Origin of the sequence: Chryseobacterium sp. C39-AII1 (genome assembly GCF_039672645.1) — a bacterium.
Taxonomy (GTDB): domain Bacteria; phylum Bacteroidota; class Bacteroidia; order Flavobacteriales; family Weeksellaceae; genus Chryseobacterium.
This window is the reverse complement of the sequence record NZ_JBDFPQ010000005.1, coordinates 227,110-247,773: the sequence shown is the minus strand read 5'-3', so window position 1 is coordinate 247,773 and position 20,664 is coordinate 227,110. Positions and strand designations below refer to the sequence as shown.

Here is a 20,664-nt window from a genome sequence, read left to right as displayed (position 1 = left end):
TTTCGCTAGCCAAAAGTACAGGATACTTTATTTTGTCGTTTGCAGTAATTTAGCTAAAAGCTAAAATTCTATTATACCTGATTAGATGTTAAGTTGGATTTACTGTCTATTCATTGAAAATAGTCTCTTATTTGAAAATCCATGTATTTAAACATTGTTAATTGCTAATCTTCCCGCATGATCTTCTATAATATTACAAAGAAAATGATCAGACAAAGCAGAACTTACAGTATCGTTGCTATTTTGATTTCAATTAATTTCACCGCACAACAGAATTTAAAATTAACCTATAATAAACCTGCAGAAAACTGGAACGAAGCCTTACCTATCGGAAACGGAAAACTCGGTGCGATGGTTTTTGGCGGTGCCATTCAGGAGCATCTTCAGTGGAATGAAGAAACGATCTGGGAAGGTGAACCGGGAAATAATGTTCCGAAAAATACTTTCGAAAGCATCCAGAAAATCAGAAAACTGCTGAATGAAAACCAGTTTCAGGAAGCTCAGAATGTTTCCAACAGAACGTATCCAAGACAGGCTCCGAAAGATCTGAATTACGGAATGTCTTACCAAACGATGGGCGATTTATCTGGATTTTAAAGATCATGAAAATTTTAAAAATTATAATCGAACTTTAGACATTGAAAAAGCAATCAGCACCGTTTCTTACGAAGTGAATGGCGTAACTTTTAAGCGTGAAATTTTCTCTTCTTTTGCCGATAATGTGATTTTGGTAAAATTATCTTCCAGCAAAAAAGGAAGTTTGAATTTTTCATTAAATGCTTCAACTCAACATAAAATCAATTCGATTTTTACAGAAAAAAATCAGTTGGTGATTAATGGAATAAGCAGTTCGATTGATAATAAAACCGGAAAAATCAATTTTAAAACCGTTGCTCTTCCTGTTTTAAAATGCGGAAAATTAACCTCATCATTTATGCGGTGTACAAGCCGCTCAATTCTAAGGTGATCGACCGATTGATGATTGCGCTGCGTTCACGCTTTGGAATGAAATTAGTATCAGACAGATCAGTAGTCAGACATTTTTTGTCACACCGTTCCACCTCCGCGATCTATCTATTTCTTACAGATCAATGTCCACAGATAACAGATGACAAATATAAATTTAAGTTTTTAAACCAGAATACCTATATCTTCTCAGGTATGGAAAAATTGGCCAGAGCAAATAATGCAGCAGTGGTCTACTTAAATGTTAAGCAATCATCCAAAGGATATTACAGGGTGAAATTCATTCCTATATGCTCAGGTTCAGTAATTTTAACGAGGGGGAAATAACAAGAAAATATGTAGAGTTGCTTTCCCATAATATCATTGATGAACCACATCTTTGGTTATGGACCCATAAGCGTTGGAAACGTTGATGCTTGAACAGAAATCTTTATCTCTTGTCTAATATCACTTAATCGTTGATAATATACTCCTTGGAAATATCGACCGTCTGGTTGCGAATTGTTATTTAATGGGTGCATTAGCATGCATCTGTAAATTATAATTTAGAAATCTGCAGTTTTAGAATATCCCTTAACGATGCTCTCGAAAAATAGCTCGTATATGGGCTCCATGGGAAAATCTTTTCGCTTAATGAATTGTCTAGGACAATTCAAAAACCTTTTTATCGGGCTTATCATATTCAAAGACCTGTATGAGTAATTCGCTTTGATCAGTTCCGTCGGCAGAAGTGTAATTCCAACACCGGCCTCCACGGAGTTTATAATTCCTTCCAGAGTATCTATCTCAACGATTTTATAAGAGTCTATTTTTTTTTGCTCCAGAATTGAGACAAGAATCTCTCTGTAGGAACATCCCTTGCTAAAAACGATCAACTTAACAGGTAGTTTGCCAAATATTGACTTTCCATCTAGGTTGGACGTCACAATGCTGAGCTCTTCCATAAAGACATTCTGAATTTCCAGATCTCTATGATCGACGTTTCCAGAAACAAAGGCACCATCCAGCTTATAGTTGAGTACATCCTTGATCAGATCTTCTGATGTACCCGTCTTTAGCCTAAAAGATACTTCAGGGTAGTCATCGGAAAAATTCTGTAAAATCCCCGGTGTACGAAATGCGGCTGTAGTTTGTAGACATCCTATCTTTATAGTGCCGTGTAGTGGAGAAGATAATTGGGTGATAGAATTTATAGCCCTGTTGATGACCAATTGAATCTCTTTTGCACTTCTTAACACCTCCATACCTTCGTCGGTCAGCTCAATTTTGCGAGTCGATCTGATGAGCAACTTTGTTTTAAAAAACTCTTCCAGATATTTGATACGGGCAGAAACATTAGACTGAACAGTATTATTGATAGCAGCAGCTTTTGTAAAGCTACCATACTCAGCAACGGCTTCGAATAATTTAAGATCATTGATATTCATTGGATACATTTAGCATTAATAATGATAAATACCTATCATTATTAATCGTTTGCAACAATGCAAATTTATAAAGAAATTTGTATACACGATTCACTAACAAATTATTATATCAGAAAAAATGAATTGGCAAAATAAAGTTACAGAGATTCTAAAAACACAATATCCGATCATTCAAGCACCAATGTTTGGAGTCTCCACACCGGAAATGGTTGTCTCTGCCTCAGAGGTGGGATGTCTCGGGTCTTTACCGATGGCGGATCTACCAGCGGACAAATGCATTGAACTAATAGAGTTAGTCAAAACACGTACTGACAAACCATTTGCAGCTAATATTTTTGTATATGATCTACCGGTGATCGATCAGAAATTAAAGGATAATTATAAACGGGTAAAATCCTTTATAGAAACTTTAGCTCAACAGCACCAGCTGGATGTAGTACTTCCCGAAATCGATGATCTGAAATTCTCAGGATATAGGGATTTGATCGATGTCATTATTTCAGCAGATTGTAAAATACTGAGTTTTACATTCGGAATACCCGATAAGGTTAGCCTTCAAAAACTTAAGGAAAATAAAGTAATACTTATAGGTACCTGCTTAACAGTGCAAGAAGCTGTAAAACTTGAAAAATCCGGTATAGATATCATCTGTGTTCAAGGATCAGAAGCCGGAGGCCACAGAGGTAATTTCTTAGCCGAAAAACCGATTGGTGATCCGGGAATTGCGCTTTTACAGAAGGTTTCAGCAGTTGTTTCAATACCTCTGATCTACGCTGGTGGCGTTTATACAGGTCATCAAATCATAAACTCCCAAAGCAATGGTGCTCAAGGCTATCAGGTCGGAAGTTTACTATTAGGGACACCAGAAAGTGCTTTAACCCAGGTAGAAAAAAACAGACTTCAAGCTATTGGTGATAACGATATTGTTCTTACTAAGAGTTTTTCAGGTAGATATGCAAGCGGAATTAAAAATGTTTTTACACAAGCCATTGATGATACGGTAAACATCCTACCCTTTCCCTTTCAGAATAAATTGACCGCGGAATTAAGGAGAATATCAAAAATCAATCATAATACAGACTTTGTCAATATTTGGGCAGGCAAGAACTTCAGGAATTCTAGTGAATCATCCACTGCTGTTCTTTTGAAGCGTTTGATTAAAGAAACGGAAGAATATAGTAATAATTAAAATAAAGAATAATGCCATTAGTAAGAATTGATGTTATTGAGGGACGAACCGATAAGGAACTGACCCTCCTTGCAGACACAGTGCAAAAAGTTCTGATAGAAACTTTTGAAGCTCCAGAACTGGATCGGTACCAGATTATTCACGAGCATAAAAAAGGACTTATAAAAGCCTTGGACACAGGACTTGGTTTCCAACGTTCTGATAAAATAGTAATTCTTCAGATTACCCATCAGGGTCGTAATCGAGAACAAAAGGGGAAAATGTATGCCGTAATGAGCCAAAAACTTGAGGAGATTGGTATCTCTCCCACGGATCTTATTATTTCACTGAGTGAAAATACAAAGGAAGACTGGTCATTTGGTTTGGGACGCGCGCAGTTTCTAACAGGTGAGCTGTGAAAAAGCCTTTGTAATATAATCATTAAGTTGATTGGATCTAATAGATACTGGTCTGTCACATCAACGACATTCCATTTAATTGGAGATTTTGAAGGTCAGATGACTGGAACTGGTAAATTTTAAAAGTTTTACCAATGAATTGAAAAACTGTTGTATGAAAAATTAAATTGCCTATTTAATGCTAGCTTTATTCACAGGTACTCTTATTCCTGTGCAGGCGGCTACAAATTCCGCATTCACTAAGAGTGTCGGTCATCCTTTTATAACTGCACTGATTATATTTACAGTGTGTTTTGCCGGCATGCTGATCTTTTTTTACTAAGCAGAACAGCGTTCCCTTCATCTCAACAGTTACTGTCTGCCATCCTAGCGGGTATTCAGGTGGATTCATTATAGCTTTTTATGTCATCATGATAACGATCTTAACACAGAAATTGGGTGTAGGAACTTCAATAGGCCTTATTGTAACAGGACAGATATTATGTGCAGTGTTAATTGATCATTATGGACTGTTTAATGCCGAGGTAAAAACTATTCATCCACAGCGCCTAGTAGGACTAATACTAATGATGACAGGTGTTTTTCTAATAATGAGAAAATAAATATTAAATTTAAATGAAGAAAATTGTTCTTTGCTTTTTTTTACTCACTTTGGTATTAAGCAACGTAAAAGCACAGCAATCTATGAAAGCTAAAACTGAAAAAAAAATTAAGTCTGCTGAAGTTTTGTATCACACTGTTGAAATTGATGGACAGACAGTCTTTTACCGTGCAGCCGGTGATCCTAAAAACCCGACCCTGCTACTATTACACGGTTTTCCGTCTTCCTCTCGTATGTGGCAGCCTATGCTTGAAGGGCTGTCAGATAATTACTATGTTGTAGCACCAGACTACATTGGTTTTGGTCATAGCAGTCAACCTGACCATCATCAATTCACATATACCTTCGATAATCTTGCTCACTATGTTGATCGTTTGATTGATAAACTTTCCCTCAGGAAATTTGTTTTGGTTCAGCAGGATTATGGAGGTCCGATAGGAATGCGAATTGCGGAGAAAAATCCTGATAAGATACAAGCCATTATCGTACAAAATGCGGTTTCTCACATTGAGGGACTCTCTCCTTTATGGGAAACAAGGAAGGCTTTTTGGAATGATAAGGAAAAGTACTATGATGCTGTAAAGAAAAACTTTATCAGTTTCGAAGCCACCAAACAAAGGCACATTGGAAATACACCAACACCCGAAAAAATAGACCCGGATTCATATACTGATGAATATCTGTTTCTTAATAAACCAGGAATGGCAGATATTCAGCTGAACCTTTTTCACGATTATCAAAGTAATGTGAAATTGTATCCCGAATGGCAAAAATGGCTGAAAAAGAATCAGCCAAAGATGCTTGTGATCTGGGGAAAATATGATCCCTCATTTACTGTTGCTGGAGCATGGAAGTATAAAGAAGATGTTCCCTCTGCAGAAGTGCACATCGTTGACGGTGGTCACTTTATTTTGGATGAAACAAAAAACGAAGTTATCAGCTTAATGAGAACTTTCATAAAACGGATTAATAATGAAGATTAATTCATCTTCATTTGCAGCACACTGTCAATAGCTATTACTAAAGGACCAATTATTAGTAATACATTTCTTTATATAGTATTAATAATCTACGAAGTTAATTAAAAACTCCACAATTATACCATTAACCAAATCTCTAAAATATCCTAAAAAAATAAATTAGAGTTTAACGATAAATTTTTATTATTTATTAAGCTGAAGATACTCAACTACTTTTCCATCATTTTGTTCAACAATGAAACGGATACCAGTACTGACTCTATTGACAGGTATAATGATCTTTTTTGACTCTTTTTCAAGTATTCTCCAGTATGCATCGAGATCATCCACAACAAAAATTGCATCTACCAAACTGGGTATCTCCAAAGCTTCTGGACCATCAACTGCTCCCAAAATAACAAAACGATCAACCATTTTTAATTGGTACCCATCATGCGAAGCGGACACGCTGACCTCTTTACCTGTAATTTTTTTATAAAAATCTACTGTGCCCTCAAAGTTATCTGTAACTATTGGCATTGCTAGTGTTATTATTTCCATTTTCTATTTATTTAACTTTGTTACAAATGTATATCGGAGACATCTCATTTACAATAACTCATTTTTTTATTAGTTACTTATGAAAAATTATACAAAAGAAAGCTCTACAAATCAAGAAAATAAAAAAAATCTAACAGCCAGCTGTAGTGTGAATGATACTTTCAGTTTTCTCGGAAGACGATGGCTCATGGCAATACTATACGAAGTCTCATTGGGTCATAACCAGTTTTCAGCTCTTTTAAAAAAAGTTCCTGGTGTATCTGAACATATGCTGGCATCAAGAATTGATGACCTTGTTAAAAAAGACCTAATTATCAAAAGACCTATTGAAAACACTATACCAGTACAAATTGTTTATTCTGTCACAAAAAAAGGGGCTGAACTTCTATCCATAGCAGAAGTATTAAATACCTGGACTCGAAATTGGGAGGGTTAAAATAAAGACTATCGGACACAAAGATGATTTTGTAAAAGCATTTCGTGAATCTGATGGTGTTTTCATAGTAACACCCAATATTACTCCTCCTGCCAATCACGAGTTTGAATTAGGAAACGAATTGGCAGATGCTGCTGTTGAAGCGGGTGTTAAACATATAATTTTCAGTAGTCTGGAGAATGTGGAGGAAATCACAGAAGGAAGATTATGCGCACCACACTTTACCAATAAAGCCAAAGTGGAAACATATATTCGAACACTGCCGATTAAAAGTTCATTCATACTTATGTCTTTCTTCTTTACCAACCTGTTAGAATTTTACACTCCAATGATAAAAGAAAATACACTGTTTTTCCGATTTACTTGCCGAAGGATTTTCGTGCACCTTTCGTTGATCCTTTAACAGCGACCGGACCAGCTGTTTTAGAAATTTTTTCAAATCCTGAAAAATATATAGCACAATCATTGCCTGTAATCGGAGAAATTATTTCCCCTCAGGAAATAGTTGAGACATTTGTAAAAATCACAGGAAAAAAAGCAGTATACAGCTCAACCTATAATCATCAAGAAATGATTGATCATTTTCCGGAATTGAGTTCTAACAATGATTTAGCTAATGAAATTCTGGACATGGCAAAATATGCGGTGGAATATGGTTATTTCAGTAAAGACCGTGATTGGGAATGGAGTCGAAAAATAGATCCAAATGCTTTAACTTGGGAACAGTTTCTTCTTAATATTTCTTGGAAAGGCGAAAAGATTTCATATTAGATATCAGCTTTTCAATACATTTCATTAAAGTCCAATTACAACAAAATTTTCTTAAAGTAACAAATAGCTGTCAACAATAGATCTGTTATTAAGCTTCCTGCAGTAATTTTGGAATGACTCACAATTTTGTTAGTTATTGTAAACTTTTAAATGTCTTCAGAATTTTGTGCAAACCTAAAAAGTATGGACAAAAAAAAATTAATACTGCTGATATTATTGAATTTTATGACTTCATTATGTGCACAACAGAAATGGACTTTAGAATCCAAATTTTTATCCGAACCTGACACTATTTTGATTTTCAAACCAAAAACATATACCGAAAATAAATTATATCCTTTGGTATATTTGCTTCATGGCTATAGTGAAAATTATAAGCAATGGTCTCAAACTACGGATTTACAAAAGTTGTCGGACCAATATGATTTATTATTATTACACCTGATGGATTTACTTCCTATTACTTGAACAGCCCATTTGATAAAGCCTCTCATTATGAAAACTTTTTCTTTAAAGAGCTTGTTCCAAAAGTTCATAAGTCTTTTAAAATAGACTATCGTAATATTTTTATAAGCGGTCTAAGTATGGGAGGATATGGAGCCCTGCGCTATTTAATTATGCATCCGGATTATTTTAATACCGGAGGTTCTACAAGTGGTGCATTAGAAATCGATTTTATTTCTTTTCAGAGAATCAGCCAGCAATTTTGGAAATCGAACAGAATGTCGGATGATTTAATTAAAAATATTGGAGATCCCAATAGACTGGATTGGAGTAGATACAGTATTTCAACATTACTGAAACAAAACAAAAAATTCCAAAAACCATTTATTTTTGATTGTGGCACTGAAGATATACTGTATAAAAATTCTGACAATTTAAAAAAACTGACAGATGAACTAAAAATTCCGACTACTTTTATTAGCCAGCCGGGAAACCATCAGACAGATTATTGGAGTAAATCTATCGAACATCATTTCATATATTTCCAACAACACCTGCAAAAGCAATAGAATACTTAAATCAGTATTCTATTGTTTAAAATCGGTTAGAAGCTATTTGGCAACTCTAAACTTGGGCAGGCTCCAATTGAAATAAACAGCTAAACATCTGTTAATTACAATTAAACTTCCTGAAAGAACAAGATTCCAGTCATGGTCTATTCCGAAATTATTTAATACTAAGTACAACAGGGCTCCAAAAAAACATGCTGTTGCATATATTTCTTTATGAAATATAATAGGAATCTCATTGGTCATCATATCTCTTATAACTCTCATTAATAATAGATTCTTCATTTTTATAATTGATTTGATTGAGATTTAAATTTTAATTCTAAACACCTTAAAAGGCTTTTTAAACTTCTCTTTTCCGTCGTGAAACCAAGGCATCAGCTGAATCTGAGAATTGGAAATGTATAAATATCCATCATCAGAAATACTGTAACTGTCAGGCCAGATCAGTTTTTCATCGTCCTTTACAATCGTCTGCATTTTCAAATCCGGAGTAATTTTCACAATTGAATTTTTCTCCAAATCTCCCAAATACAGGTTTCCTTTTTTATCGAAAATCATCCCGTCTGTTGTGATAAATTTTCCTAAATCTTCTACACTCTTGTTTAAAACAGCATCGGTTGTCTTAAAATCTCTCAACAAATCGGTTTTAATTCTGTACAAACGATTATCTGTTAGAGATTTGTAGTAAACATATTGATTATCCGGAGTCAGCGCAATACCATCTGAATTTACTTTCAGCAAAGAGCCGTCACCTTTTTTAAGTTCAGTTCCCAATGGAGAAAAATGATAATTCGGATCAGATTTAACAGAAGGAGAATTGGCTAAAACCAATCTTGATTCGCCGGTATTAATATTCAAAACTACGATTCCACCTGTATTTGAATTGCTTAAATAGGCAAAACCGTTTTCATTATCTATGCGGATATCATTGATATAAACATCTTCGTTTACCACATTTTCAGGAAATCTGTAGATTTTCTCAATTTTGTTGTTGGCTAAATTGATTTTAACTACTTTACTGCTGTGTTGATAGACTTTTCCAAGTCCGATTCCTGCTGCATCTACTACCCAAAGAAATCCTTTGTCATCGGTAACTACAGACTGTACGGTCACAAATTTGTTTTGTCCATCTTCGCCTTTTTTGAAACTATTCCATTCTGCATCAGGATAAGGAATCGGTTTCCCATCTTTCACCTCAACCACGGAATAAGAATGGGTGTCCAGCCAATAAGGATAATTCACAAAGACCCTGTTATCTTTTGCCACGGCAACACCTGTTAACTGATACTTGCTGTCAGAGAAAACCTCTTCTAACTGTGCATTTTTTTCGGTAGAAACTTCGCTATTAGCCACTTGTTTCGGCTGTTTGCAAGACTCTTTACAAGAGGCTAATGACACCAATGCCATTGCCAATACTGCAATATTTTTTAAGTTCATTTTGATAATTTTAAAAGATAGATTTTACAAAGTCACCACGATTTTACCAACTGTTCTGCCTGTTTCCTGCTCCAGATGTGCTTCTCTCATTTGTTCGAAAGGAAATATTTTTGAAACGTGAGGTTTTACAGCACCACTTTCCATTAAAGAAGCAATCTGTTTCATATCTTCACCGCTGGATTGCACGAGAATGAAATACCCTTTTACGCCTTTAGATTCTGCTTTTGATGTCACCTGCTCATTCAAACCTGTCGGAATACTGATGATGGAACCGCCTTCTTTCGTCACTTCAAGGGAATGATCGATATTGTCTCCGCCAATCGTATCCAACACAAAATCAAAAGTTCTGCCCGCAGATTTCCAGTCGAAACCGTGATAATCGATATGTGAATCTGCTCCTAGACTCAAGACAAAATCTTTATTTTTTGCGGAAGAAGTTCCCGTTACTTTCGCTCCCAAATGTTTGGCAATCTGTACCGCGATATGCCCAACTCCACCCGAAGCTGCGTGAACCAAAACGTTTTGCCCTTCCAGAATATTCGCATTGTGAACCAAAGCCTGATACGCCGTAAGCGCAACCAAAGTGGAAGCTGCAGCGTCTTCAAAAGAGATATTTTTTGGTTTTAAAGCCAGCTGATTAGCCGGAGCTGCAACATATTCTGCGTATGCTTTTCCGTGTCCGGGGAAGTTAACCATTCCGAAAACCTCATCGCCCACTTTAAAATCTGAACTTTTAGTTTCTTCTACAATTCCTGAAATATCCCAACCCAAAATCAAGGGATTTTCTGTTTTGATTCTTCCGTAAACGCCTTTTCCGGCACGGCTTTTCACATCTACCGGATTGATGCTGATGGCTTTTACTTTTATTAATACTTCGCCTTCGTTAATGGTTGGTTTTGCCAATTCTACGTATTCTAAATTTTCTACGCTTCCGGCTTCTTTTAATACAATTGCTTTCATAATGTTGGTATTTTTTAATGTTATTTATTTTTGATTATTTTGAATTTAATGATAGAGCCTGACTAAACTTTTATTTAACCACAAAAGACACAAAAGATTTGGATGATATATTAAAAGCTTATTTTATGAGATGAAAAATAGAACACATAAGCCTTTAAAAATCTTTGATTTTTATTCTTTTGAGAGCTTATATTATCTAATATCAGCTATGAAATTAACTTTTGTATCTTTTGTGGTTAAATTTAAAATGAGTTAATTTCTTATTGGTTTCGGATTGATTTTCAGTTTATAAATCACCACCGGAAATTTCACTATACTTTTTCCGTTCTGAAATGCTGCCAAACGGTTCAACTGACCAGTCGGAATCCATAGGTATCCATCGTCATCGATCCATAATGCGTCTGCCCAAAGCAATCTTTTGTCTTTAATCACCAGACTTTCTTTTCCGTCAGGTGATATTTTGATGATTTCACTTTTGTTCACATCGCTTACATAAATATTTCCGTCTGCATCGATGGCTGTTCCTCCTGTTGATGGGGTTTTATAGAACAATTCCACTTTGGAAGCCAAATCTTTTTCAGATATATTTTCATCGCTCAGATATTGCGTTTCCACTCTCCAAAGCGGACCGCTTGCTGGCTGGAAATACAGCCATTTGCCATCGGGAGAAATCTCCAATTGGTCTGCGTGGATTCTCACTTCATTTCCTTTTTCATCTTTCATAATTTTTCCTTCTGCTTTTATGGGTAAATTATCGGTGGTTGAAGGATGATTTTCTAAAACACGTCTGCCTTTTCCTGTTGTTTTATCTAAAATAATTAAAGCCGCTTCGCCCGCATCCGTCAGGTAAATGGTGTTTCCCGAAATTCTGAGATCATCAATAAAAGTCGAAGGTTTTGCAATTCCTGAAAGCGGAATAATCTGCTGAACTGTATTGGTTTTAGTATTGATAGAAACCAGTTTCAAAGCATTTCCTGATAATGGATTTTGTCCCATCGAAGGCGTTCCCGTATCGACAATCCAAAGCAAACCGTCCGGTCCGATTCTCAGTGAATTGGTTCTTACAAACTTCTCATTTACGTCTGCTCCCGATTCCCAATTGTTCCAGTCTTCATTTGGATAGGGAATGATTTTTCCGTTTTTAAGAATCTCCCCTATTTTCATTCCTTTGTCGCCCTCGATTCTTGGGAAATTAACGAAGATTCTTCCATCCGAACTTGTTGTAACACCATTCCAGACAATATCTGATATTGCTACTTTTTCGAGTTGTGCATTCGCTAATCCGAAGAAAAGAAATAAGGAAATAAGGTTGAATTTAGTTTTCATTTTAAATTGATTTTCGATGATTTTGATAAGTCAAAGGTAGAAGCATTCCGGCTGAATAAATAATACATTTCGGGGGAAGAATAGCACAGATTTACAGTACAGAAATAAAAAAAGACCGCTCCATTTTCTGAAACAGTCTTTTCTAAAATATGATTATTTGAACTTTTAATTCATCTGCGACTTCCTGAATTCCAAAGGTTTCATTCCCGTCTGTTTTTTGAATAATCTTGTAAAATAAGATGCATTTTCAAATCCTAATTCGTAGGCGATTTCAGCGACGCCTTTTTCACCTAATCTCAACAGATTTTTCGCTTCGGAAATCATAAAAATATGAATGAGCTCCATTGCGGTTTTTCCTGTTTCCTGCTTTAATAAATCACTCAGATATCTTGGCGAAACAAAAAGCTGGTCGGCTAAAAATGCAACATTCGGAAGTCCGTTTTTTTCCAGCAAACCTTCGCTGATGTATTTTCTCAAGGCATCATTGAATTTTGAAGCCGTCTTTCCGGTCACCTGCGCTCTGTCGATAAACTGTCTTTTGTAATATCGCTGCGCATATTTTAGAATCGATGAAATATGACTTAAAATAATCTCACGGCTGTATTCATCGGGATTATTAAAATATTCTCCCTGAATTTTTGAGTGAAGTTCCAGGATAATCTGCTCTTCTTTTGGCGAAAGATGCAAAGCTTCCGTCACTTCATAATCGAAGAAACTGTATTTTTCAATTTCTTTAAAAAGCTCGTGGCCATTCAGGTAATCTTCGTGAATCAACAACATATAGCCTTTTTCTTCAAACTCAAGATTTTTCATCTCGATAATCTGTCTTGGTTTCGCAAAAAACAGACAGCCGTTGTCGTGGTCATACGGTGTGCGGCCGTACATAAAAATCCCTGATTTTATTTTCTTGAAAGCTATCACATAACAATCTGTGGTAAACTCTCTGTTCCCCAATTTGCACTCCGACTGGCAGCCAATCATACTGAAAAGCGGATGTTCCGGAGCGTCCCAATGATTACCCAAATGTAATTCGGTAAGGGTTTTGTAATGTTGCATCGGTTTAATTTTATCTAAGTTAAATTAATTTTACCGAAACTAAAAACAGAAATTATACTATCCTAAAAAAAGGTTGATGTATCCTGCCGTAAGCTCCGGATATTGATGCTGAGGACCGTGTCCCGCATCATTCAAAATAATATGCTGCATTGTAGGTGCATTTTTCAGTAGCGGAAACCAGTTTTCTGTTGCAAAGCTGATGTCGTGGTCCCCGGAAATAACCAAAACGGGAGACTTCAGGGTTTTATAGCCTTCTCTGAAGTTCAGTTTATCTTCTTTCATTGTTCCCGAACCCGCAATATATCTTTGGAAAACCTCCATTGTAGAAGGAATCAATGAACGCTCTAATCTCTGCCCGATTCTGTTGTGAGATTCCTGGGCTGCCTGTCTGCTTTTTTCGGAAGCGGGCTCAAAGAACAGATAATATTCATCTTCCAGATCGTTAATTGGCTTTAAAGCGTGGTCAAAAAATACCTGCTCAATTGGGATTGCATTTTCTCCCGGAGGATTGGTTCCGATTAAAACAGTTTTTAATACTCTTTCCTGATTCTGAAAAGTAACAGCCTGCGCCACCAATCCGCCATAAGACCAACCCAACACATTAAACTTATCGATTCCCAAATGGTCTGCCAAAGCCGGAACCGTACTCGCCACTTCTACAATATCCAAAGGCAACTCACCTTCTGAACTTCCGATTCCCGGATAATCAAAAAGAATGACTGTATTTTTTTCTGCCAATGAATCCAGAAATAAAGGGTCCCAGGTATCCATAATTCCCCTGAATCTGTTGACAAAGAACAATGGAACGCCGGTTCCGAATTGTCTGTAAGCAATTTTTTTATTGTTGATTTCTGCAAATTGTGTTTCTGCGTTTAAAGCTGTTGTTTTCATAAGTATTAAGATTTTGTTTGTTATTTACTCATTCAAAGTTGAGAATATTGGGTTAAAATTAATTTCACAAATCAGCGGAACATTAGCACGAAAAAACGTTATTATTTATCCCGCCGATTTGGATTTAAATTTAATTAATGACCGTGAGCCGCGATACTCACTTCTTTCCAGTTTTGAATATCATTTAATCTTTTCGTATAAACCTCATTCACAGCGTGATAAGCAATTTTACCAAACAATAATCTTTGCGGAGGGTTTTGGTTGTCGATAAGGTTTAAAACAGGTTCTACTGTTGCTTCCGGTTTTCCCCAGGTATCCGGATTTTCTCCGCTTTCTGCAAAAGCCGCCCGCACCGGATTGTAATCTGCAATATCCGAAGAAGTCTGAACTGCTGAAGCTCCCGCCCAATCTGTTGCAAATCCGTTAGGTTCAATTAAAGTGGTTTTGATTCCCAAATGTGCCGTTTCCGAACCGATGGTTTCAATTAAACCTTCTACTGCAAATTTTGAAGCGTTATACAATCCTAAAAGCGGTAAAGTCGTTAATCCCAAAAAGCTGGAAATCTGAATAATATGTCCGCTTTTTTGCTTTCTCATCACCGGTAAAACGGCTTGTGCTACCCAAAGCGAACCGAAAAAGTTGGTTTCCATCTGTTCTCTCGCCTGTTGTTCCGTCGTTTCTTCCGTCGTTCCAAATAAGCCGAAACCTGCATTATTGATCAAAACATCAATTCTTCCGAAGTGTTTTTCCACCTGTTCCGTTACTTCAAAAACTTCAGAACGGTTGTTGACATCCAGCTTCAAAGGGAGAATATGGTCTCCATATTTATCTTTCAAATCCTGTAATGCAGAAACGTTTCTTGCTGTTGCCGCTACTTTGTCACCTCTTTCTAAAAGTGCTTCAGCCCATAATTTTCCGAATCCTTTTGATGCTCCTGTGATAAAAACTATTTTACTCATTGTTTTAATTTTTTTACTGTTATTGAATGAAGCAAAGTTACTTTCAACAATAAAAATCAGGTAGTCCGTTTCAGCTGAAAAATAGCACAGAAATACGTTTTGGAAAAAATATTTCAATAAAAAAGCCTCCCGAAAATACATCCGGAAGACTTCCACTTAAAACTAAATACTTATTATTAAAACACTTCTTAAATAGCCTGTGCCAAAGGAAAATCAATAGGAATCTGAGTGTTGGCAAATACATAGTTGGTAAAGCTTCTCAATGCGACCAAAGCCGTCAGTTCAATCAAAGCTTTTTCATCAAAGCCGGCGTTGAAGAAATTTTCCAAAGCTCCGTTTCCTGCATTGCCTTTATTGTTGGCAATAGACTGAGCCAACTTAATCGCAGCGTCTAATTTTCCCTCTGAAAAACTTCCTTTTCTGATATCCAGCGTATCTTCTTCTGTAAAGCCTCTCATTTTCGCTAAAGTCGTGTGCGCCGCCAAACAGTAATCACATTCGTTGACCTGCGAAACGATAAGATTAATAGCTTCTCTTTCTTTTGCGGTAAATGATGAATTTTGAGCCAGAGAAGCTTCGGTTTCCAACATCGATTTTAAAGCGGATGATGAATAACCAATGGTTACATACAAATTGGGAATTTTCCCCATTTTTTTCTCCACAGATTCCAAAATGCTCTGTGCACCAAAACTTAGCTGTTCTTTTTCAGGTACTGAAATTGTTTTCATTTTTTTATGATTTTTAATGTTATTTTTTATAATTTATTTTTCAAATTTTACATCCAGAATATCGATGGAAACCAATACAAAATCTTTGTTGTAAGAATTGTCTCCATCATTCAGAACATAAATATTTCTTTTTGTTCCGGTTTTTATGCCTTCAAATTCTTTATAATCTTCAATAATCTGAGTCGCTGAAGAACCTCCTAACACTTCTGGCCAATAGTCGTGACGTCTTAAAAGTCCGTCTTCATTAAAATAAAAGATCTGTCTTTTGCTGTGCGTAGCGAAGCCATCGGGATAAATCACTTCCAGTCTGTCTAATATTTCACCGTTTTCATTCCAAAATCCAAGATGATTGATTTCCACTCCCGGAACCAGAAAATTAAAAGGAGCCGTTGCGTAATTCCAGGTTGCATAGCTGGAGAAATAAATAAGCTGAGCTTTCGTCCAAGGCGTTTCCACCGTATGGCCTTTAAAAGATTCTCTCGGGTTTTCCAAAGATTCTATAAGCTGTCCGTTTTCATCAAATAACTGAACTTTTCCGGGTTCAAAAGATGACGTATAATTTTCTTTAAAAATATTTTCCCATAAGCTTTTCTGTTCTTTTAAAGAACCGACAAACTGTACATCGCTTAAAGCGTTTTCGTGCCCTTTCATTCCCCAGACCGCACCACCGATTTGAGTATGAATCTTTACCGTCTGAAATTCCGCAACACTGTTGATTCCGTGAGCAGCTAAAACTTTATTGACCAATGTTTGAGTTGAAGTTTCCATTTTTTAATTTTTAAGTGTTATTAAATTGTTTCGTTTTGTTCATACAAAGTTAAATCTGCTTCAAGCCTAAAGTGTAGTTCATTTCAGCGGAAGAATAGCACAGAATTACCCAACCGAAATCGTAGAAATGTATAAGACATTCCGTAAAATCGACAAGCAATTCGTGTTTGCTTATCGGAACTTTGTCTGAGAAATTTTAAAACAAATTCATTATGAAAAATACAGTATTTATAACCGGTGCATCATCGGGATTGGGAAAAGCAAGCGCAAAATTATTTCAGCAAAACGGATGGAATGTCATCGCCGCAATGCGTTCGCCGGAAAACGAAAAAGAACTGAATCTTCTTGAAAATGTTCTATTGGTAAAACTGGATGTCACCAATCCACAGCAAATTCAGGAAGCGATAACAAAAGGAACAGAAACATTCGGCTCAATTGATGTTTTATTAAACAGCGCAGGCTACGGATTGATGGGCGTTTTCGAATCTTCAAATCCTGAACAAATTCAGAAACAGTTTGAAGTAAATGTTTTTGGTTTAATGAATGTTACCCAAGCCGTTTTACCGATAATGAGAACTCAGAAAAAAGGAATTATCATTAATATTTCTTCATTCGGAGGAATTACAGCGGGACCGTTTGCCAGTTTATACAACAGCTCGAAATTTGCAGTAGAAGGATTTTCTGAAGCTTTACATTTTGAAGTTTCTCCGTTTGGAATTGATGTAAAAATCATAGAACCAGGAAGTATTGCCACCAATTTCAGAAGCGGAATCGAGATGATTCAAAACACGATTGAAGAATACAATACGGAATTGACTGCATTTATACCAAAATTCACCAAACGGACAGAACATCTTCCGAAAGCAAGCGCAGAAGAGGTTGCAGAAACTATTTTCGGCGCAGCAACCGACCGGCTTTCCAAATTAAGATATGTGATTGGCGAAGATGCGCAGTTTTACATTGATTTGAAAAACAAAAATTCTGAAGAAGATTTTCTGAGATTGATGCAGAATTAATCCCAAGAAATTTTAACTTTAATTAAAATCAGAAAAATGTCAGAAGCTTTTATTTCTATAAAGTCTGTTGCAGACCTCCATCTTTTTTACAATTACGGAAGTCCAAAACATCCTTTGATTACGGTGATTGATCTGAAAAATATAAGCCGTTCCGACGAAAATTTCGCAGACTATCTGTACAGCCTTGATTTGTATACGATTGTTTACAAAAAATTTAAAGGAAGTTTAAAATACGGCCGTTCAAACTATGATTTTCAGGAAGGAACTTTGATGTTTACCGCTCCGAATCAGGTGATGAGTCCGAGTGCGGATACAGAGATTGAGGAAGGTTGGTTTCTGGCATTTCATCCTGATTTTATTTACGGTTCGGATTTAGGCAGAAAAATTCAGAAGTACAGTTTTTTTCAATACGAAAACAATGAGGCACTTCATATTTCGGAAGATGAAAAAGTTTTGCTTGATGAAGTGATTGTAAGAATTAAAAAAGAATATTCCCAGAATATTGACCGCCATACGCAGGGATTGATTTTAAACCAGATTGAAATGCTTTTGAACTACTCCGACCGATTTTATGACAGGCAGTTTTTCACCCGCAACAAAACAGGAAACGATATAACCCAACGTTTTGAAAGTCTCCTTAATGATTATTTTAATGATGACCATTTGATAGAAAAAGGGATTCCCGAAGTAAAATATTTCGCCGAAAAACTGAATCTTTCTTCTAACTATTTATCAGATTTGCTCAGTAAATTCACAGGTAAAACAACGATAGAACACATCCATCTGAAATTGGTAGACAAAGCAAAAAATATCCTCTTGGGAACGACAAAATCGGTAAGCGAAATTGCTTACGAACTCGGATTTGAACATCCCTCCCACTTTACCAAAATTTTTAAAACCAAAGTCGGAATTTCTCCTTTGCATTTCAGAAAGCTGTTTCCTGAGCAGAATTAAAAACATTTGAAACTACTTAACCGCTTCCTTTTTATACTGAACAGGGGTTACGCCAACCACTTTTTTGAATAATCGGGTAAAATAAGACGGACTTTCGAAACCTAAATCGTAGGCTATTCCTGCAACATTACTTTCTGAACTTAACAACAGATTTTTAGCTTCTTTAATCAAATAAATATGAACGTGCTCCAACGCTGTTTTTCCCGTCTCCTGTTTCAGAATATCGCTAAGATAACGGGGAGAAACCGCAAGTTCTCCAGCCATAAAATTGACACTTGGCAAACCGTCTTCACTGTGTTTGTTTGCTTTGAAATAATCATCCAGAACCGTTAGGAATTTTTTAACCATACTTCCTGAAACATTCGGGCTTCGGTCTATGAACTGTCTTTTGTAAAAACGGTCGGAATATTTTAAAATTGAATCGATATGCGAAAGGATAATTTCCCTGCTGAATTCGTCAGAGTTTTCCTCATATTCTCTTCTGATCTTTTCATATAGTTCCCACATAATCACTTCTTCCGAAGGCGAAATATGAAGCGCTTCATTGATTTCATATTCAAAATAGCCGTATTTTTTGATCTGTTCATTCAACGGATGTCCCGACAGGTAATCTTCGTGAAAAAACATTACAAAACCCTTTTCGGCAAACTGTACATTTTGCACCTCAATAATCTGTCTGGGCTTCATAAAAACCGCAGAACCGTTGTTGTGATCGTATTTGGTCTTTCCATACAACACGTAACCGGATTTTATTTTCTTTAAACCAATCATATAAAAATCTCCTGTAAAACGGTCTTCACCAACAGAATATGTCATCAGTTCTTTACAGGTCATCAAACTCAAAAGAGGATTTTTCGGAGGCTCGAAACCGCTTTTCTCGTGAAGTTCAGTGATGCTTTTATAGTGATTGATTTTTTCCATATTTATTGGGGTTAGAAGTTTTAACTATAATCAAATTTAGTAAATAAAAAGGAGCTTTTATATCTTGGATTTTATAAGATGAGAAGGAATATCTGTATTGCTGACAATTGCTTTTCTAAACAGTAAAATAACTATAAACAATGTTACCACAATAATAAAATTAACCATTGCAAATGTCTGAATATCTTTAATTTCAAATACATTGATTAATCCGTAACCAGCAACTGAGCTTACAACATACACACCACCGCCCGTCAAACCACTAGCAATACCTGCATTTGTCGTGAATCTCTGCAAACTGTATGCATAAACATTGTTGAAAATGAAACCCGATAAAAGATGTAGTGATAAAGTGAATCCCAGTAAAAACACCAACCCGTCATACTTTGAAGTGACTGCAAACATTATAAAAACGATGATTAGCTGTAAAATAATCGCAGCATTTATTTTTGCGAAAAGTCCTTTTTTAATCATTAATTTAGAAATAATTCCGCCACTCATCAAAGCAATTCCGGAAGCCAACGAACTGTATCCTGTAACGACAGGTGAAAATCCGTATATTTTTTCGATAATAAACGGGCTTACCATTCCATAAATTACCAGAAGTGAATAACTTAAACCAATAATGATTAATCCCAAATAAAAATCAGGCGTTCCCAACATTTTCCTGTAAACTGCTGCGATTTCTTTTCTTTTAAATACCTGAAAATTCTGTAGAGATTCTCCTGTAAACCGAAGTTCAAAAAATAAAATAATAACGGTAAGAATTCCCAAAAGATAAAAGTTAGACCGCCATCCGAAAAGCACCTGCAAGTAACCTCCGATAAACGGCGCAACAATAGGTGCAGTCGCCCAGACAATCGAAAAAAGACTGGTGTAGTGTTTCAGTTTTTCACCTTTGTAGAGGTCAACAAAAAAAGCTCTTTTCCCAACAATAATTAATGAAACCGTGATTCCCTGAACGATTCTCATTAAATAAATCACATAAATTTCCGGAACTAAAGCAATAATAAAACTTGCCAAAGAAAAGGTAATCAACGCAAAAATATTGATTCTGTACCTTCCAAAACTGTCGAGGATACTTCCGATAAAAAGCTGGCTGAATCCCGAACTTACCATAAATAAAAGCAACGAAATCTGCACTTTTTCGACCGGAACATTCAGATCTTCTGCCATTGCCGGAAGTGACGGAATGTAAATATCCGTTGTCAACCCACCCAACGGAATGAGTATAAATGCCAGCAATGTACTGATGTATAAATATTTTGTATTTTGAAATTTCATCGTGATAATTGATTTTATGTGGAAAAACCCTTACATTTTT

22 protein-coding genes and 1 pseudogene are annotated in these 20,664 nt (G+C 36.0%); 10 read left to right on the top strand and 13 right to left on the bottom strand.

Features of this window, described 5'->3' with window-relative positions; translation table 11 throughout:
• Positions 1-177: 177 nt before the first annotated feature.
• The gene (locus ABEG63_RS10780; protein WP_346584680.1) at positions 178-597 is read left to right on the top strand and encodes a glycoside hydrolase N-terminal domain-containing protein; all 420 of its coding nucleotides are present in this window, start codon (positions 178-180) and stop codon (positions 595-597) included.
• Between the two features lie 914 nt (positions 598-1,511).
• On the opposite strand, the gene ABEG63_RS10775 is transcribed toward ABEG63_RS10780, so the two are convergent.
• Entirely contained in the window at positions 1,512-2,393 is an 882-nt protein-coding gene (locus ABEG63_RS10775) for a LysR family transcriptional regulator (RefSeq protein WP_346584678.1), read from the bottom strand.
• Between the two features lie 118 nt (positions 2,394-2,511).
• Between ABEG63_RS10775 and ABEG63_RS10770 the strand changes: the two genes are divergently transcribed.
• The 3 genes from ABEG63_RS10770 to ABEG63_RS10760 all read left to right on the top strand — a co-directional run bounded on the left by ABEG63_RS10770 (position 2,512) and on the right by ABEG63_RS10760 (position 5,564).
• A complete protein-coding gene (locus ABEG63_RS10770) occupies positions 2,512-3,582 on the top strand; it encodes a nitronate monooxygenase (protein ID WP_346584676.1) in 1,071 nt (356 codons plus the stop codon).
• 11 nt (positions 3,583-3,593) lie between these two features.
• Positions 3,594-3,980, top strand: coding sequence for a tautomerase family protein (locus ABEG63_RS10765; RefSeq protein ID WP_346584675.1), 387 nt, complete (start codon positions 3,594-3,596; stop codon positions 3,978-3,980).
• A 615-nt stretch (positions 3,981-4,595) separates the two neighbouring features.
• The gene (locus ABEG63_RS10760; protein ID WP_346584673.1) at positions 4,596-5,564 is read left to right on the top strand and encodes an alpha/beta hydrolase; all 969 of its coding nucleotides are present in this window, start codon (positions 4,596-4,598) and stop codon (positions 5,562-5,564) included.
• A 180-nt stretch (positions 5,565-5,744) separates the two neighbouring features.
• Here the strand turns inward: ABEG63_RS10760 and ABEG63_RS10755 are convergent, their stop codons facing one another.
• A complete protein-coding gene (locus tag ABEG63_RS10755) occupies positions 5,745-6,101 on the bottom strand; it encodes a hypothetical protein (RefSeq protein WP_346584671.1) in 357 nt (118 codons plus the stop codon).
• Between the two features lie 79 nt (positions 6,102-6,180).
• Here ABEG63_RS10755 and ABEG63_RS10750 point away from each other — a divergent pair, with 79 nt between their 5' ends.
• From ABEG63_RS10750 to ABEG63_RS10735, 4 genes and pseudogenes are all read left to right on the top strand, one after another.
• Positions 6,181-6,537, top strand: coding sequence for a helix-turn-helix domain-containing protein (locus ABEG63_RS10750; RefSeq protein ID WP_346584669.1), 357 nt, complete (start codon positions 6,181-6,183; stop codon positions 6,535-6,537).
• Positions 6,509-7,308 (top strand): annotated as a pseudogene (locus tag ABEG63_RS10745) (NmrA family NAD(P)-binding protein). Before ABEG63_RS10750 ends, ABEG63_RS10745 begins: the two are co-directional and overlap by 29 nt.
• Before the next feature lie 225 nt (positions 7,309-7,533).
• A complete protein-coding gene (locus tag ABEG63_RS10740; protein WP_346584667.1) occupies positions 7,534-7,776 on the top strand; it encodes a hypothetical protein in 243 nt (80 codons plus the stop codon).
• Positions 7,773-8,321 (top strand): alpha/beta hydrolase-fold protein, encoded by a 549-nt coding sequence (locus tag ABEG63_RS10735; protein ID WP_346584665.1) that lies wholly within the window; start codon positions 7,773-7,775, stop codon positions 8,319-8,321. The genes ABEG63_RS10740 and ABEG63_RS10735 overlap by 4 nt, the downstream gene beginning before the upstream one ends.
• A 42-nt stretch (positions 8,322-8,363) precedes the next feature.
• Here ABEG63_RS10735 and ABEG63_RS10730 read toward each other — a convergent pair whose 3' ends face one another.
• The 9 genes from ABEG63_RS10730 to ABEG63_RS10690 form a co-directional block, all read right to left on the bottom strand.
• Entirely contained in the window at positions 8,364-8,588 is a 225-nt protein-coding gene (locus ABEG63_RS10730) for a TRIC cation channel family protein (RefSeq protein ID WP_346584664.1), read from the bottom strand.
• 42 nt (positions 8,589-8,630) lie between these two features.
• Positions 8,631-9,761, bottom strand: coding sequence for an L-dopachrome tautomerase-related protein (locus tag ABEG63_RS10725; RefSeq protein ID WP_346584663.1), 1,131 nt, complete (start codon positions 9,759-9,761; stop codon positions 8,631-8,633).
• Between the two features lie 24 nt (positions 9,762-9,785).
• Positions 9,786-10,721, bottom strand: a complete 936-nt coding sequence (locus ABEG63_RS10720) for an NADP-dependent oxidoreductase (RefSeq protein WP_346584661.1) — start codon at positions 10,719-10,721, stop codon at positions 9,786-9,788.
• Between the two features lie 252 nt (positions 10,722-10,973).
• Positions 10,974-12,047 (bottom strand): L-dopachrome tautomerase-related protein, encoded by a 1,074-nt coding sequence (locus ABEG63_RS10715; protein WP_346584659.1) that lies wholly within the window; start codon positions 12,045-12,047, stop codon positions 10,974-10,976.
• Between the two features lie 165 nt (positions 12,048-12,212).
• The gene (locus tag ABEG63_RS10710) at positions 12,213-13,103 is read right to left on the bottom strand and encodes a helix-turn-helix transcriptional regulator (RefSeq protein WP_346584657.1); all 891 of its coding nucleotides are present in this window, start codon (positions 13,101-13,103) and stop codon (positions 12,213-12,215) included.
• 57 nt (positions 13,104-13,160) lie between these two features.
• Complete coding sequence (locus ABEG63_RS10705) at positions 13,161-13,994, bottom strand: alpha/beta hydrolase (protein ID WP_346584656.1); 834 nt, start codon at positions 13,992-13,994, stop codon at positions 13,161-13,163.
• Between the two features lie 134 nt (positions 13,995-14,128).
• On the bottom strand, positions 14,129-14,953 hold the full coding sequence (locus ABEG63_RS10700; protein WP_346584654.1) for an SDR family NAD(P)-dependent oxidoreductase: 825 nt from the start codon (positions 14,951-14,953) through the stop codon (positions 14,129-14,131).
• A gap of 188 nt (positions 14,954-15,141) precedes the next feature.
• Entirely contained in the window at positions 15,142-15,681 is a 540-nt protein-coding gene (locus ABEG63_RS10695) for a carboxymuconolactone decarboxylase family protein (RefSeq protein WP_346584652.1), read from the bottom strand.
• Positions 15,682-15,714: 33 nt separating this feature from the next.
• Complete coding sequence (locus ABEG63_RS10690) at positions 15,715-16,449, bottom strand: hypothetical protein (RefSeq protein WP_346584650.1); 735 nt, start codon at positions 16,447-16,449, stop codon at positions 15,715-15,717.
• 212 nt (positions 16,450-16,661) lie between these two features.
• Here ABEG63_RS10690 and ABEG63_RS10685 point away from each other — a divergent pair, with 212 nt between their 5' ends.
• A complete protein-coding gene (locus tag ABEG63_RS10685; protein WP_346584649.1) occupies positions 16,662-17,465 on the top strand; it encodes an SDR family oxidoreductase in 804 nt (267 codons plus the stop codon).
• A gap of 36 nt (positions 17,466-17,501) precedes the next feature.
• Positions 17,502-18,419 (top strand): helix-turn-helix domain-containing protein, encoded by a 918-nt coding sequence (locus tag ABEG63_RS10680; protein ID WP_346584647.1) that lies wholly within the window; start codon positions 17,502-17,504, stop codon positions 18,417-18,419.
• Positions 18,420-18,431: 12 nt separating this feature from the next.
• Here ABEG63_RS10680 and ABEG63_RS10675 read toward each other — a convergent pair whose 3' ends face one another.
• On the bottom strand, positions 18,432-19,340 hold the full coding sequence (locus ABEG63_RS10675) for an AraC family transcriptional regulator (RefSeq protein ID WP_346584645.1): 909 nt from the start codon (positions 19,338-19,340) through the stop codon (positions 18,432-18,434).
• Positions 19,341-19,397: 57 nt separating this feature from the next.
• Positions 19,398-20,624 (bottom strand): MFS transporter, encoded by a 1,227-nt coding sequence (locus ABEG63_RS10670; protein ID WP_346584644.1) that lies wholly within the window; start codon positions 20,622-20,624, stop codon positions 19,398-19,400.
• Between the last annotated feature and the right edge of the window lie 40 nt (positions 20,625-20,664).

What these genes read in the sequence shown, in the direction of transcription:
- ABEG63_RS10780 (WP_346584680.1), top strand. Translation starts at nt 178, where the DNA reads ATGATCTTCTATAATATTACAAAGAAAATGATCAGACAAAGCAGAACT.
- ABEG63_RS10775 (WP_346584678.1), bottom strand. Translation starts at nt 2,393, where the DNA reads ATGAATATCAATGATCTTAAATTATTCGAAGCCGTTGCTGAGTATGGT.
- ABEG63_RS10770 (WP_346584676.1), top strand. Translation starts at nt 2,512, where the DNA reads ATGAATTGGCAAAATAAAGTTACAGAGATTCTAAAAACACAATATCCG.
- ABEG63_RS10765 (WP_346584675.1), top strand. Translation starts at nt 3,594, where the DNA reads ATGCCATTAGTAAGAATTGATGTTATTGAGGGACGAACCGATAAGGAA.
- ABEG63_RS10760 (WP_346584673.1), top strand. Translation starts at nt 4,596, where the DNA reads ATGAAGAAAATTGTTCTTTGCTTTTTTTTACTCACTTTGGTATTAAGC.
- ABEG63_RS10755 (WP_346584671.1), bottom strand. Translation starts at nt 6,101, where the DNA reads ATGGAAATAATAACACTAGCAATGCCAATAGTTACAGATAACTTTGAG.
- ABEG63_RS10750 (WP_346584669.1), top strand. Translation starts at nt 6,181, where the DNA reads ATGAAAAATTATACAAAAGAAAGCTCTACAAATCAAGAAAATAAAAAA.
- ABEG63_RS10740 (WP_346584667.1), top strand. Translation starts at nt 7,534, where the DNA reads ATGACTTCATTATGTGCACAACAGAAATGGACTTTAGAATCCAAATTT.
- ABEG63_RS10730 (WP_346584664.1), bottom strand. Translation starts at nt 8,588, where the DNA reads ATGAGAGTTATAAGAGATATGATGACCAATGAGATTCCTATTATATTT.
- ABEG63_RS10725 (WP_346584663.1), bottom strand. Translation starts at nt 9,761, where the DNA reads ATGAACTTAAAAAATATTGCAGTATTGGCAATGGCATTGGTGTCATTA.
- ABEG63_RS10720 (WP_346584661.1), bottom strand. Translation starts at nt 10,721, where the DNA reads ATGAAAGCAATTGTATTAAAAGAAGCCGGAAGCGTAGAAAATTTAGAA.
- ABEG63_RS10715 (WP_346584659.1), bottom strand. Translation starts at nt 12,047, where the DNA reads ATGAAAACTAAATTCAACCTTATTTCCTTATTTCTTTTCTTCGGATTA.
- ABEG63_RS10710 (WP_346584657.1), bottom strand. Translation starts at nt 13,103, where the DNA reads ATGCAACATTACAAAACCCTTACCGAATTACATTTGGGTAATCATTGG.
- ABEG63_RS10705 (WP_346584656.1), bottom strand. Translation starts at nt 13,994, where the DNA reads ATGAAAACAACAGCTTTAAACGCAGAAACACAATTTGCAGAAATCAAC.
- ABEG63_RS10700 (WP_346584654.1), bottom strand. Translation starts at nt 14,953, where the DNA reads ATGAGTAAAATAGTTTTTATCACAGGAGCATCAAAAGGATTCGGAAAA.
- ABEG63_RS10695 (WP_346584652.1), bottom strand. Translation starts at nt 15,681, where the DNA reads ATGAAAACAATTTCAGTACCTGAAAAAGAACAGCTAAGTTTTGGTGCA.
- ABEG63_RS10690 (WP_346584650.1), bottom strand. Translation starts at nt 16,449, where the DNA reads ATGGAAACTTCAACTCAAACATTGGTCAATAAAGTTTTAGCTGCTCAC.
- ABEG63_RS10685 (WP_346584649.1), top strand. Translation starts at nt 16,662, where the DNA reads ATGAAAAATACAGTATTTATAACCGGTGCATCATCGGGATTGGGAAAA.
- ABEG63_RS10680 (WP_346584647.1), top strand. Translation starts at nt 17,502, where the DNA reads ATGTCAGAAGCTTTTATTTCTATAAAGTCTGTTGCAGACCTCCATCTT.
- ABEG63_RS10675 (WP_346584645.1), bottom strand. Translation starts at nt 19,340, where the DNA reads ATGGAAAAAATCAATCACTATAAAAGCATCACTGAACTTCACGAGAAA.
- ABEG63_RS10670 (WP_346584644.1), bottom strand. Translation starts at nt 20,624, where the DNA reads ATGAAATTTCAAAATACAAAATATTTATACATCAGTACATTGCTGGCA.